The 13,734-nt window shown below is 68.9% G+C and carries 10 protein-coding genes; 8 read left to right on the plus strand and 2 right to left on the minus strand.

Features of this window, described 5'->3' with window-relative positions; translation table 11 throughout:
• Window positions 1-8: 8 nt before the first annotated feature.
• Window positions 9-764, minus strand: a complete 756-nt coding sequence (locus ATK30_RS22305; protein ID WP_416332762.1) for a maleylpyruvate isomerase mycothiol-dependent enzyme family protein — start codon at window positions 762-764, stop codon at window positions 9-11.
• A 92-nt stretch (window positions 765-856) separates the two neighbouring features.
• Here ATK30_RS22305 and ATK30_RS22310 point away from each other — a divergent pair, with 92 nt between their 5' ends.
• The 8 genes from ATK30_RS22310 to ATK30_RS22345 all read left to right on the plus strand — a co-directional run bounded on the left by ATK30_RS22310 (window position 857) and on the right by ATK30_RS22345 (window position 12,500).
• Window positions 857-1,648: an Abi-alpha family protein gene (locus ATK30_RS22310; protein ID WP_101437259.1), complete on the plus strand. Its 792-nt coding sequence runs from the start codon at window positions 857-859 to the stop codon at window positions 1,646-1,648.
• Between the two features lie 5 nt (window positions 1,649-1,653).
• Window positions 1,654-2,898 carry a DUF445 domain-containing protein gene (locus ATK30_RS22315; protein WP_101437260.1) on the plus strand — a complete coding sequence of 415 codons (1,245 nt, stop codon included), beginning with the start codon at window positions 1,654-1,656 and terminating at the stop codon, window positions 2,896-2,898.
• Window positions 2,899-2,944: 46 nt separating this feature from the next.
• Window positions 2,945-5,977, plus strand: coding sequence for a patatin-like protein (locus ATK30_RS22320; RefSeq protein WP_101437261.1), 3,033 nt, complete (start codon window positions 2,945-2,947; stop codon window positions 5,975-5,977).
• 231 nt (window positions 5,978-6,208) lie between these two features.
• Complete coding sequence (ectA, locus tag ATK30_RS22325) at window positions 6,209-6,703, plus strand: diaminobutyrate acetyltransferase (RefSeq protein WP_101437262.1); 495 nt, start codon at window positions 6,209-6,211, stop codon at window positions 6,701-6,703.
• A gap of 41 nt (window positions 6,704-6,744) precedes the next feature.
• Entirely contained in the window at window positions 6,745-7,995 is a 1,251-nt protein-coding gene (gene ectB / locus ATK30_RS22330; protein ID WP_101437263.1) for a diaminobutyrate--2-oxoglutarate transaminase, read from the plus strand.
• Window positions 7,996-8,025: 30 nt separating this feature from the next.
• On the plus strand, window positions 8,026-8,418 hold the full coding sequence (locus ATK30_RS22335) for an ectoine synthase (RefSeq protein WP_101437264.1): 393 nt from the start codon (window positions 8,026-8,028) through the stop codon (window positions 8,416-8,418).
• A 63-nt stretch (window positions 8,419-8,481) separates the two neighbouring features.
• Window positions 8,482-9,384 carry an ectoine hydroxylase gene (gene thpD / locus ATK30_RS22340; RefSeq protein WP_101437265.1) on the plus strand — a complete coding sequence of 301 codons (903 nt, stop codon included), beginning with the start codon at window positions 8,482-8,484 and terminating at the stop codon, window positions 9,382-9,384.
• A gap of 362 nt (window positions 9,385-9,746) precedes the next feature.
• Window positions 9,747-12,500, plus strand: coding sequence for an AfsR/SARP family transcriptional regulator (locus ATK30_RS22345; protein ID WP_101437266.1), 2,754 nt, complete (start codon window positions 9,747-9,749; stop codon window positions 12,498-12,500).
• A 359-nt stretch (window positions 12,501-12,859) separates the two neighbouring features.
• On the opposite strand, the gene ATK30_RS22350 is transcribed toward ATK30_RS22345, so the two are convergent.
• Window positions 12,860-13,531, minus strand: coding sequence for a hypothetical protein (locus tag ATK30_RS22350; RefSeq protein WP_101437267.1), 672 nt, complete (start codon window positions 13,529-13,531; stop codon window positions 12,860-12,862).
• Between the last annotated feature and the right edge of the window lie 203 nt (window positions 13,532-13,734).

The raw sequence follows: 13,734 nt of genomic DNA on the forward strand, positions 1-13,734 counted from the left end.
CTGCTGCGTCAGCCCGCCGGAGCCCGCAGGCTCAGCAGGATCTCGCACACCGCGGGATCGCCGCTGAGCCGCACGCGCGTGCTCGCTTCCGCCGCGGGCAACGTCCCGCTGCACAGCCGCCAGAACGCGTCAGCGTCGGTCGTCATCGACGCGAGCGGAGACCGGGAGGTCGCCGCTCCCCGGTCGATCGTCCAGCCCGCCGCGGTGGCGCGCACGGTCCACCGCCCGGCCCCTTCCACCGAACAAGCCACCTGACGTCCGGCCCGCGCGGTCACCGGACGCAACGTCTGCGGCAGCGAACGCAGGAACGTGTCCACCACCGGCGTCCGGAACTCCGGCTCGTCGAGCAACGGGGCCTCCACGGCCTCCCGGACCTGCTGGTGGAGCACCCACTGCTCGGCGTAGTCGCGAGCGACCGTCAGCCACAACGGCGCCTCGGCCGGTTTGTCCAGGTCACGGTGCTTCCACAGTTCGGTCAGCTGCGTCGTGCTGTCCACGAGCATCGCGAACAGCACCTCCGGCGACAGCTGCCGGCAGGCCGATACCCACGATGTCCCGTCCGCGAAGTGGCCGTCCCGGTCCCGCGAGAGCCGTCTGAGCTTCAGGCCGAGGATGTGCGCGGTCACGTCGTGGACGGTCCATTCGCCGTGGGCGGGCAAGGCCCACTCCGGCGTCCGGAGGTCGGAGAGGACCCCGATCAGCGCCTGTTCCTCGCGGACGAGCAGCGGCAGCACGTCGATCGGCGGTCCCCACGGCGCGGTCATGCGCGTCATCCAACACCCACTGGCCCGGCATCACAGGGCCGTTCGGCCTACTCGCAGGTAGCATCAGCGCGAACAGTTGAGGGGAGCAGCCCGTGGACTACCAGCGACCGGACGGCCGGGGCACCGCCGAGGACGTGGCCAACCTGGCCCGCCGGGCAGGCCAGCTCGCCGGATGGGCGGCGCGCACCGGCTTCGGCCTGACCCGCAAACTCCCCGGGATCGACACCGCCGAACGCGGGCTCAAGCAGGTCGAACGCGGGCTGCTGAGCGAACTGCGCCGCCGCCTCGACGAGGTCGACGATCCCTATCACGCGGCGCTGACCGCGGCGTCCGCGATGAACCGGGCCGACGTCGGCAGCCGCGCCGTCGAAACGACCGTGACGCTGGTGCCCGCCCGCGACCACGTCGAACCGCTGCGCGCGGCGATGGCCGAACTGCTCAACCACTCCATCGGCTTCGGCCGCGAGCGCGCCCGCGAGTACCTGTACGCGATCATTCTCCGCCAGCTCACGCCCGACGAGGCGCGCATCCTCTCCGCGCTGTCGGACGGATCCCCGTTCCCCGCGATCGACGTCGCCGAGCGGACCGCCATCGGCGGCGCCGGCCGGATCGTGCTGCGCAACGCCTCGACGGTCGGCAAGGCGGCCGGGGTGTCGCTGCCGGACCAGGTGCCCGGCTACGTGACCCGGCTGATCGGCCTCGGCCTGGTCGAACTGGACGAGGAGGTGCCCGCGCTCGAGACGCAGTACGAGATCCTGCTGACCGACGAGTCGGTCCGCGAGGTGGAGAAGCAGGTGAAGCGGATCAAGATCATCCGACGCACCATCCACGTCTCGCGGCTCGGCGCGCAGTTCTGGCAGGCCTGCGACCCGAGCCTGGGCTGAACCCGATGGGCGGGTTCGTCTCGGGCATCCTCGACGACTTCGTCCGGCACTGGCAGCTCTATGTCTCCATCCCGATCGTCGCCGCGCTGATCGGGTACGGCACGAAGCTGGTCGCGATCCGGATGATGTTCCAGCCGGTCGAGTTCATCGGCGTCAAACCGTTCCTCGGCTGGCAGGGCATCGTGCCCAAACGGGCCGCGCGGATGGCGAGCATCGCCTGCGACACGATGACCGAGCAGCTGATCAAACCGGCCGAGGTCGTCGCCCGGCTCGACGCGGACCGGATCGCCAAGGAGATCGAGAAACCGCTGCTCGCGGCGGTCGAGGACATCGTCCGGGAGGTGGCCGGGCATTACCAGCCGGGCCTGTGGGAATCGCTGCCGGTCGGCGTTCAGCGGCTGGTGATCCAGCGCGTGCAGGCCGAATCGCCGCACATGGTCAAGGCCGTGCTCGAACTCATTCAGTCCGATGTGGACAGTGTGTTCGACCTCAAGGGCATGGTGGTGACCAGCCTCGTCAAGGACAAACGGCTGCTGAACCGGATCTTCCAGGAAGCGGGCGCGGAGGAGTTCAAGTTCATCGCGCGCTCCGGGCTGGTGTTCGGCGGCCTGATCGGCGTGATCCAGATGGTCGCCTGGGTGCTGTTCAAATTCCCGCCGATCATGCCGTTGTTCGGTCTCTTCACCGGCTGGTTCACCGACTGGCTCGCGCTGCGGATGATTTTCTACCCGCTGCGGCCGAAGAAATACTTTGGCGTGACCTGGCAGGGCCTGTTCCTCAAGCGGCGCGCGGAGGTCGCCGAGGCCTACGGCGAGCTGATCGCGAAAGAAATCATCACGCCGCACAACGTCATCGAGGCGGTGCTGCAGGGCCCGCTGTCCGACCGCGTGCTCGCGCTCATCCAGCGGCAGCTCGACCGCGAGCTGGGCCGGGCGGCGAACGTGGCGAAACCGTTGCTGGTCTTCGCCATCGGCAGCCGCCGCTACCAGGACATGAAGCTGGCCATCTCGGAACAGATCATGACCCGGCTGCCGGACACGATGCGCTACATCGAGGACTACGCCACCGACGCGATGGACATCCGGAACGTCCTGGTCGGCAAGATGAAGGAACTGTCGCCCGAGGAGTTCGAGCAGCTGCTGCGCCCGGCTTTCCAGCAGGACGAATGGATTCTCATCGCGACCGGCGCGGTGCTCGGGTTCGCGGTCGGCGAGGCTCAGGTGCTGGTGCTGGAGCATCTCGCCGTCTAGGACATCCCCTTGTGGTGGAGCGGTGCGGGCCGGGAGACTGACCCCCATGGGTGAGACGGCGGAGCCGTGGCCGCAGGAAATCCGGATCGCGATGGCCATGGTGGGGGGATCCAGCCTGGCGGTGTGGATGGGGGGAGTCGCTACCGAGACGTCGGCTTTGCTGCACGCTTCGCGCACGCCGGACGAACGTAACGGCTACCGGAAACTTCTCGACCTTTTGCACGCTTCGGTGCGCCTCGACGTGCTCACCGGCACGAGCGCGGGCGGCATCAACGCCGCGTGTCTCGGCTTGGCGGAGGCGTACCGGTCGACGCCCGCGGTGCTGCGCGACACCTGGTTCTCCGCCGGGTCGCTGGAGAATCTGATCCGCGACCCCGGCGAGACACAGCCGCGTTCGGTGCTGAACGGCGACAAGGTGCTGCTGAACGGCCTGGTTCAGGCGATGCACGACATCACCGGGTCCGGCGTCGTGCCCACCGAGCCGCCGGACGTGACCGTGCTGCTCACCGGCACCATGCTCGACGGCGAGACCACCCAGTACGACGACGCGCTCGGAAACCGCGTGCGGGACGTCGAGCATCGCATGCTGTTCCGGTTCGACGGTCCATTGTGGAATAACCAGGTGCACGCTCCGCTCGCGCTCGCCGCCCGATCGAGCGCGTCCTTCCCCGGCGCTTTCGAGCTGTCGCGAATGCCGATCGGGGCCGAGGCGGCGGACCAGTCGCATCCGGACATGACCGACTACACGGAGCTGGTGCGTTCGCACTGGCTCGCCGACGGCGGCGTGCTGGTGAACAAACCGCTGCGGCCGGCGTTGCGGGAGATCTTTGAACGCTCGTCGTCGACGGATGTGCGGCGGCTGCTGCTGTACGTCGTCCCGACGGTCAACGGCGAAGTCAAACCGATGCCCTGCGACCCGGCTGATCCGCCGATGCTCGGCACCGCGCTGGCGAAGGTCGCCTCGACGATCATGAGCCAGACCATCAGCGTCGAGCTGGAGGAATTGACCCGGCACAACTCCGCGGTCACCCGCACCCGGGACACGCGGGTCGCGCTCGCTTCGCTCGGCCTGCGCGGCGGACAGCTGGTGGACGACCGGGTGCACCGGGCGTATCTCGACCGCCGGGTCGCGCTCGACGCGGCCGACCTGGTGCGCGCGGTCACCCGCCGCTACGAACTGTCCGATGAGGACAGTGGATGGGCGGCAGGGAGTTCGGCGCTGCTGCAGGACATCGCCGCGGACGGTCTGCGCCGCGGGATTCCGGACACGCTGCCCGGCGAGTCGGTGCCGGTCGGCGAGATGGTCCGGTACCGCACCTCGACGCTGGACGACGCGGTCGCCACCGGCATCCAGCTGATCAACGCGGGCTTCCGGATGGGGCCGGATTTCGAGCAGGCGACGCAGCTCAACGAGGCCCGCGCGAAGATGCACGCCGCCCGCCGGAGCGCGGCTCGCGACGTGCGGCTGTCCGCGTGGGTGGCACGGCACGAGCCGCCGAAGCCAGGCACGGCGATGCCGGACTGGATCGGTCAACTGGCCGTCGAATGGGCGGAGCTCGGCGCGTCGGACGCGGTACGCGATGCGTGGCCGGAGCTGGTCGGTGCGTTGCGGTCGGCGGCTCCGGTGCTGCAAGCGTTGTCGGGCAAGGAAAACCAGTGGTCCGCGGATGCCGCGGACACGGTGACGACGCTGCTGGACTGGTTCGGCCTGGACAACGCGGACGTCGCGGACGGATTCGTGATGGCGCGCTTTCTGTTGCTGCACATGGCGACGCGCGGCCTGCTGGCCGAAGCGCCATCGGTGGACCAGCGGGTGGACCTGGTGCAGCTGAGCGCGGACAGCCGGACGCTGCTGGACCTGGCGCGGTCGCGCGGCCGGGACAAGCTGACCGGCACGCAGGCGAACAACTTCGGCGCGTTCTACAAAGCGTCCTGGCGTGCGAACGACTGGATGTGGGGCCGGATCGACGGCGCGGGCTGGCTGACGCAGTGCCTGCTCGACCCGAACCGCCTGCGGGTGCTGCGCGACATCGTGGGCCCGGAGGAATTCCGGGAGCAGGTGCGGACGACGTTCCGCGAGATCGGCTGGCAGCCGCCGTCGCCCGCGGACAACGGGATGCCGTCCGATCTGCCCGGGCTGCTCGCACAGCTGGGCGACGAACTAGCTTTCCTTGGCCTGGACGCGAATCTGTCGCCGGTCGACTTCGGCAAGGAAGTGCCGACCAGTCTTCCGGTGACGTCGATGGTGCTGGCCAAATCGCGGCAGCTGGACATCGCGCGGGAGGAATTGCCGGTGCTCGCGCGGCAGGCGGAAGCGGACGCGAAGGAGGGCAACGGAAAGGCGTCGGAGAGTTTCCGGAAGCTGATGAATTCCCGGCCGCTCGATCAAGCCGCCGGGAAAGCCGCTGCGCAGCCGGAAAACCCCGGTCAACCGGACCCGGCGCAGCGCGCTTTCCAAGCCTGCCGAGTTTCCGCCGAACGTTTCGAAGGCGAACTCGGCAGCACGCTGCTCAGCAAAACGATCGTCAAAGCCGGGGCCGCCGGGCTCAACGCCGCGTCCACCGCCACCCGGGTCCCGAGAACGCTCCAGCCGCTGGCGAAATTCGCCCAGGTCAGCAGCCGCAGTGCGTGGTGGGTCACGCAAGGCGCGACGCGGCTGGGCCGTCCCTGGAACGTGCTCGCGGCCGCCGTCACCGCGATCGCCGGGTTCGTGCTCAGCGGCGAGGGCGGGTCCGTCCTGCAGTGGCTCGGCCTGCCGGCCGCCGGGGCGCTCGTGTTCCTCGTGGTGAGCCTGCTGACTTTGAGGCGCACGTGGCGAATGGTGCTCACGGTGCTGGGCGTGCTGGTGGTAGCCGCGTTGCTGTTCGCGGCTTTCCTGCCGCCCATCGCGCAGCCGTTGTTCGGCTGGCTGGGTACCGTGGTGGACGGTTGGCGACGCGGGCAGGCTCCGCTGTGGTGGCTCGCCGTGGTGGCGCTGCTCCTGCTGCCCGCGGTCTGGACGCCGCTGTCCGGGCTCGGACGGCGCGGTCGCAAGAAGCGGCGGTCGCGTGCGGACAGTCCACCCCACAGCCCCAGGTAGACCACACTTTTCGGCATTGGAGTTGCGCCCGGGCCCGCGAAGGCCCATGGTCGGAGACACAGGTCGCATGCCGCAGGTGTGCGGCCCAGACGCACGGCATGCCCAGAACTCAGCGTGGCTAAACATGTTTGTGGCACTCCTCACCGGGGTATCCCCGTCGTCCCAGGTGAGGGCGGTGGGCGTGGCATGGATCGCTGGCAGCGCGAAAATTCTCTGTTACGTTTCCAAAGTATGTCCGGAAAGCACTTGATCGAATCCCCGACCAAGGCCGATGGTGCCGCTCTCTGGCGAATCGCACGCGATTCGCAGAAGCTTGATCTCAACTCGCCGTATGCGTACCTGTTGTGGTGCAAGGATTTCGCGGAGACCTCGGTCGTCGCCCGCGTCGACGGCGAGCCGGTCGGATTCGTGATCGCTTACCGAAGGCCGTCCGCACCGGACGTCGCGCTCGTGTGGCAGGTCGCCGTCGACGCCTCGCAGCGCGGAAAAGGCCTGGCCGGACAGTTGCTGGACAGCCTGTACACGCGTCTGGTCGGTGAGGGCGTGCGGTACCTGGAAACCACGATCACTCCGGACAACCAGGCGTCGATCCGGCTCTTCGAGTCGTTCGCGAAGCGATGGGACGCGGATCTGGAACACCGCCGGTTGTTCGAAGTCGCTGATTTTCCGCAGGGGGAGGCGCACGAGCCCGAGGATCTTTACCGCATCGGGCCGTTGCGCCGCTAATAACCCGTCAATTTCGCCGAGTAGGAGCGAAAGAAATCGTTATGAGCATCTTCGAAGAGCTCGAGTCAGAAGTCCGCAGTTACAGCCGGGGGTGGCCGGTCGTGTTCGACCGGGCGCAGGGCAGCAGGATCTACAGCGAGGACGGCAAGCCGTACCTCGACTTCTTCGCCGGCGCCGGCGCGCTGAACTACGGGCACAACAACCCGCATCTCAAGAAGGCGCTGATCGATTACCTGCAGCGTGATGGCGTCACGCACGCGCTGGACATGTTCACCGTCGCGAAGCGGGACTTCCTGGAGACGCTCCAGGAGAAGATCCTCGCGCCGCGCGAGCTGGAGTACAAGGTCGTCTTCCCCGGTCCCGGCGGCGCGAACGCCGTGGAGGCCGCGTTGAAGCTGGCGCGCAAGGTGACCGGCAAGGAATCGGTCATCAACTTCACGAACGCGTTCCACGGCATGACGCTCGGCGCGCTGTCGGTGACCGGGAACTCGATGAAGCGCGGCGGCGCGGGCGTTCCGCTGGTGCACGCGACGCCGATGCCCTACGACAAGTACTTCGACGGCGCGATGCCGGACTTCATGTACTTCGAGAAGCTGCTCGAAGACTCCGGCAGCGGCTTGAACGAGCCCGCCGCGGTGATCGTGGAGGGCGTGCAGGGCGAGGGCGGCATCAACGCCGCGCGCCTGGAATGGCTCAGGGGCCTCGACGACCTGTGCAAGCGGCACGACATCCTGCTCATCCTCGACGACGTGCAGATGGGCTGCGGCCGTACCGGCCCGTTCTTCAGCTTCGAGGACGCCGGCATCTCGCCGGACATCGTGTGCCTGTCGAAGTCGATCGGCGGCTACGGCCTTCCGATGGCGCTCACGCTGATCAAGCCGGAGCTGGACGTGTGGGAGCCGGGCGAGCACAACGGCACGTTCCGGGGCATCAGCCCGGCGTTCGTCACCGCGACCGAGGCGCTGCGCGTCTACTGGAGCGACGACGAGCTGGAGAAGTCGACCAAGGCCAAGGGCGAGCGGATCGCGAGCACCTTCAAGGACCTGGTGGAGAGCTATCCGGAGGCGAACCTCGTCGCGAAGGGCCGCGGCCTGGCGCGCGGTCTCGAATTCGGCAGCGGCGAGCTGGCCGGCGCGGTCTGCAAGGCGGCGTTCGAGCGGGGCCTGCTGATGGAAACCTCCGGCCCGGACGGAGAGGTGATGAAACTGCTTCCGCCGCTTACCCTCACTGACGACGAGCTGAGCGAGGGGCTTTCGATCATCTCCGAATCCGTCGCCGCCGTCCTCAAGTAATCACCCGAAGAACAAGAAGGAGCCCGTCACTTGCTGGTCCGCACGCTCGACGAGATCACCGACACCGACGCTGACATCAAGACCCCGAATTGGCGCAGCAAGCGCATCATCCTCGCGAAGGAGGGCGTCGGGTTCTCGGTGCACGAGACCACGCTGTACGCGGGCACGGTGAACGACTTCTGGTACGCCAACCACATCGAGGCCGTTTTCATCACCTCCGGCGAAGGCGAGATCGAAGACCTCGCGACCGGTGAGGTGTACCCGCTCAAGCCGGGCACGCTGTACCTGCTGAACGACCACGACAAGCACCAGGTCCGCCCGAAGACCGAGATCAAGTGCGTGTGCGTGTTCAACCCGCCGGTCACCGGCCGCGAGGTGCACGACGAGAACGGGGTCTACCCGCTCGTCACCGAAGACTCCTGACACTGCGTCACTCCCACCACCACAAGAAAGAAGAAACGCCAGAAGAACTGGAGGCGAGCCACTGTGACGATCATGGACACCCGGGTCAACGACGGTTACCCGACCCGGATCACCGGTACGCCGGAACACCTTCCGCGCGTGCACCCCACCGTGTGGGGTACCGAGGCTGACGGCCCGATCGACGCCGCGACGCTGGCGAACCACGACGCCAAGGGCTTCACGGTCGTGGACGGACTGCTCTCGCCCGGTGAGGTCCAGACGTACTGGCAGGAGGTCGTCCGGCTGTCGTCGGACGAGAAGCTGCGCGACGACGAGCGCGTCATCACCGAGGCGCGGACCGGCGAGGTCCGGTCGATCTTCGACGTGCACGAGATCTCCGGCCTGATCGCCGAGCTGGTGCGCGATCCCCGCGTGCTCGACTGGGCGCGGCAGATCCTCGGCTCCGACGTCTACATCCACCAGAGCCGGATCAACTACATGCCGGGCTTCAAGGGCACCGGCTTCTACTGGCACTCCGATTTCGAGACCTGGCACGCGGAGGACGGCATGCCGTCGCCGCGCGCGGTGAGCTGCTCGATCGCGCTCACCGACAACTACCCGTACAACGGCGGGCTCATGGTCATGCCGGGTTCGCAGCGCACGTTCGTGCAGTGCGTCGGCGAGACCCCGGAGGACAACTACAAGAGCTCGCTCAAGGACCAGCGGGTGGGCGTGCCGTCGCCGGACGACATCACCAAGCTCGCCGCCGACTGCGGCATCGAGCAGTTCACCGGCTCGGCGGGTTCGGCGCTGTGGTTCGACTCGAACATCATGCACGGGTCGGCGAACAACATCACCCCGTACCCGCGGTCGAACATCTTCCTGGTGTTCAACAGCGTGGACAACGCGCTGCAGGAGCCGTTCGCCGCGAGCGAGCCGCGTCCGTCGTTCATCGCCGGCCGCAACTCCACCCCGATCACGCGGTGACCAGCGACACCTTCGCCAACGGCGGGTCGCTCGTAACGAAGAATGTGCGCCCTGTTACGTTGTCGCCACCTCGCAGCTGCGCTGCGAAGGCATGGTTGTCCGCAGGCGGTCCGGGTTCTTGCTCGGGGTGAGCCCCCCGAACCGCGGGCGGACGGCCGCGATGCACGGGTGGACCGCGCCCCCTGGCGGCCCGGCCGACGATCATTGAGTCCGGCCCCGCACCATCAGATCGGGACTGATGGTGCGGGGCCGGACTCGTCTGTTCGGGGGTCGAAATTCACGAAAGAGCGGTTTCTGCCGGGTGCCGTTGACGGTAAGTTGGCCTGTCTGGCTGGGGGTGAGCCTGGGAGGTGCGCGCGAGCATGGCCGATGGCGGCGCGCGGGTCGAACTGCTCGGCCCAGTGCGGCTGCTCGACGGCAGCCGCGCGGTTCCCGTCGGCGGTCCCGGGGTGAAGGGGCTGCTGGCGCTGCTCGCGCTGCGCGTGGGCAAGGTGGTGCCGCTCGAGGAGATCATCGACGCGCTGTGGGGCCACGATCCGCCCGCCACCGCCCGCACGATCGTGCACGGCAACGTCTCGCAGCTGCGCCGTCTGCTGCGGGAGATGTCCGATCCGGTCGCCGAGATCAGCACCCGTCCGCCCGGCTACCAGCTTTCCCTCGCGCCGGACCGGATCGACGCGCATCGGGCCCGGGCGTTGCTGGACCAGGCCGCGCTGGAATCGCCGGAGAACGCCTCGAAGCTGCTCGCCGAAGCTCTCGCGCTGTGGCAGGGACCGACGTTGTCCGGCGTGCCCGATTCGGTGCGCGCGCCCGAGTTGGACGAGCTGCGGCGCGCGATCCGCTACGCCCGGGTCAATGCGGATCTCGACCTCGGCCGGTACGACGAGCTGATCGTCGAGCTGAGCCCGATCGTCCGCGCCGATCCGCTCGCCGAACGCACCGCCGGACAGCTGATGCGCGCGCTCTACCACGCCGGGCGACGCGGGGAAGCGCTCGAGCTGTACCGCACCGTCTCGCGGGCCACGCTCGGCTCGCTCGGCGTCGAACCCGGCGCCGATCTGCGCTCGCTGCACGAGCGGGTGCTCAACGACGATCTCGCCGCGCATGAGAGCGAGGTGCCGGAGCAGGCCGTCGCCCCGTCCCAGCTGCCGCCCGCGCTGCCGACGCTCGCCGGGCGCGAGGCCGAGGTGGAATGGCTCGACGGGCTCGCTGAGCGCGGCGACAGCACGGTGATCGTGTCCGGCACCGCTGGGGTCGGCAAGAGCGCGCTGGTCATCTGGTGGGCGCATCGCGCGGCCCGGCTGTTCCCGGATGGCGTGCTGTACGCGGCGCTGCAAGGGTTCGATCCGCATCACCCGCCGCTCGAACCGGGCGATCTGCTGTCGCAGTTCCTGCTCGGGCTGGGCGTGCCCGCGGACGAGGTGCCGGAGCACCTGCACGAACGCGTCGCGCTGTACCGCTCGCTGATCGCGGGGCGGCGGATGCTCGTGCTGCTCGACGACGCGCGTTCGGCCGAACAGGTGCGTCCGTTGCTGCCGCCGGGTGCGCGGTCGATGACGGTGGTGACCAGCCGGTCGCGGCTGGAGGCGCTGGCGGTCTCCCATTCGGCGAAGCTGCGCGTGCTCGGCACGCTCGCGCCGGAAGACGCGGTGAGCGTCATCGAGGAATTGGCCGGGCCCGCGGACTTCGACCTCAACCACGCGCTCGCCCGGCTGTGCGGCTACCTGCCGCTCGCGCTGCGGATCGCCGGGGCCAAGCTCGCCGCCAGTCCACAGTGGACACTCAAGGATCTCGTCGGGGAGCTGGGAAACGAACGGACCCGCCTGGCCGGGCTCGACGTGACCGGAGCCGACGACGGCGTGCGGGCCGCGTTCGACGTCTCGTTCCGCGGCCTGCCGGACGGACTCGCCCGGACGCTGCTGCGGCTGGCCGCGGTGCCCGCCCGGCACGCCGGACCGCACCTGACGGCGGCCATCGCGGAGATCTCGGTGGAGCAGGCCCGCCGCGACCTCCGCACGCTCGCCGCGCACAACCTGATCGCCGAGATCTCGCGCGACGCCTTCGCCCCGCACGACCTCGTCCGGCTGTACCTGCGGGACCTGGCGGAAACCGAACTGGACCCCGCGGAACGCGCGGCGGTGCTCGACCGGGCGATCCGCTACCACCAGGCCGCCTCAGACACCGCACGGCGGAAGATGCTGCGCATCGTCGACCCCCTCGACCTCACCGGCCTCGTCCCGGCCGAGGCGCTGCCGCCGCTGGAAACCTTCGCCCAGGCACAGGACTGGTTCGCCGCGGAATGGCCCAACCTGCTGGCCGTGCTGGACGCCGCGTACGCCGACGGCCGCTACGCCGACGTCTTGCGGCTCGCCCGCGTCGCGCACACCTACCGGGTCGTCTGCCCGCTGTACGAGGAATGGATCCGGCTGGTCGACCTCGGTCTCGCCGCCGCCGAGGCCGCGGACGAACCGCTCGGCCAGTGCTGGATGTTGATCTCCCGCTGCGCCATCGCGCTCACTTTCGAACTGGTCGAGGGCAGCATCGCCGACGCCGAACGCGCGGTCGGCCTGGCCACCCGCCTCGACGGGCGTTCGCTCATCGTCGCCAAGATCCACCTCGGCAGCGTGCTGACCCTGCTCGGCCGCTACTCGGAGGCGATCGAACGGCTGCTGGAAGCCGTCGCGGAGACCGAACGCACCGGCGATCTCGAGCTGCGCGGCCAAGCGCTCAACAACTGCGCCGAGACCGAAAAGCGCGCTGGCCGACCCGCCGAGGCGATCACGCATCAGCTGGCCTCGCTGGAAATAGACCGCCAGCTCGGCGACGACAGCTACGCCGTGGTGTCCCTGAACAACCTCGCCGAACTGCATCTGGGCATCGGCGACCTGGAAGCCGCCGAACGCTACGCGAGGGAGGCGGTCTCGCTTGCTGTATCGCGGCAGTTCGAGCTGCAGGAGGGCATCCTGCGGGTCACCCTGGCGCGGGTCCTGCGCGGCCAGGAACGACTGGACGAGGCCCGCGAGCAGTACCGGCTCGCGGTGGCGCTGTACGAGCGGATGAACCCCCGGCAGGTCGAGGACTTGCGCAAGGAAGCGGCCGACCTCGAGTCGGTCTAGCGCCACGCCACCTGACGCCGTGCAGCCATCTCGGGGCTCGTGAGTGGCGATCCCGGTGAGAACCGGCATCGCCACTCACGAGTGAGCGGGCAGTCGGCGAGCCCGGCTCTTGTACAATGTTCAGCTGTGTTTTCGCAGGTCGACGGGGTAATAATCGCGTCCGCTTAGCGGATTCTTAGCCATCGGGCGGTCAGCGCGCGTAGGGTCGGCCGCGACGCTGGCGGAGCCCTAGGGGAGGGGCAGGCTGTGAAGCCGGCGACGGGACCGCGGCAGTACCGCGCGGACCTGGAAGAGCCGCCAGGAGCGGTTCGGTGGCGGTTGGCCGGCCGAGATGGGGGTAGGCCGGCCGGCCGCCAGGCCTAGTCGACGTTCGCCGTGCAGAGCGCGATCGAGCTGCCGCTGCTCTCGGCGACCTTCTTGCCGTCGACGAGGATCTGGCAGCTGATCTGGTTCGTCACGCCCGCGTTGGCGGTGTCCGCGGTGAGCGACAGGATCGGCGTGCCGCCGTTGTAGGAGGCGTGGCCGTGCCAGTCGTCGGTGCTCGGCGGGGTGGACGCGGTGCGCTGGTCGTTCAGCGTGCCGTAGCGGACCGTCGCGCCGCCCGCCGAGGTCACCACGAAGTCGACCGAATGCTTCTCGCCCGGCTGCGGCGGGATGTGCAATTCGCCCGCCCGCGCGGTGCCGAACATCGACGGGTACAGCAGCATCGTGCCGCACAGCACGGCGGCCAGCGCGGAAAGCGCGGTTCCGGTGAGCGCGACACCCAATCCGCGCATTGCCCCCTTGGAGGACAGCACGATTCCCGCGATTCCGGCGGCGAGCCCGACCCCGGCGACCGGCCAGGCGAGGAAACCCCAGTCCGGGAGGAAGGCGACGCCGAGCGCGGCCAGTCCGAGAACGACCGCGAGACCGCCCGGCCAGTTCGCGCGCCTCCGGGGCGGCTCCTGCTGGGGCGGACGGTGCGGACCAGGGCGAGTGGTGGTCCTGCTGTGTCGCGCGGGTGCGGCCGGATACGGCTGCTCGGTCGTCATGCGTGCCTCTTCCGCTGGGATGGCGAAGACGCTAACGCAGATGCCCGAGAGGTTGGAATAATCGTTATCGAGTGACAATGTCATCCATTTACCGCGTCCGGGCGATCGAGGTCATTTCCCGTCGGATTGCGCGAAGCGGCGCCATTTGCTGGCCGGAAAAGCCGGATGATTCCGAAGAGGGCCGCGGGCTTGCCGGCAGCCTG

The sequence above is a fragment of the Amycolatopsis echigonensis genome (genome assembly GCF_002846615.1).
GTDB classification, from domain to species: Bacteria; Actinomycetota; Actinomycetes; order Mycobacteriales; family Pseudonocardiaceae; genus Amycolatopsis; species Amycolatopsis echigonensis.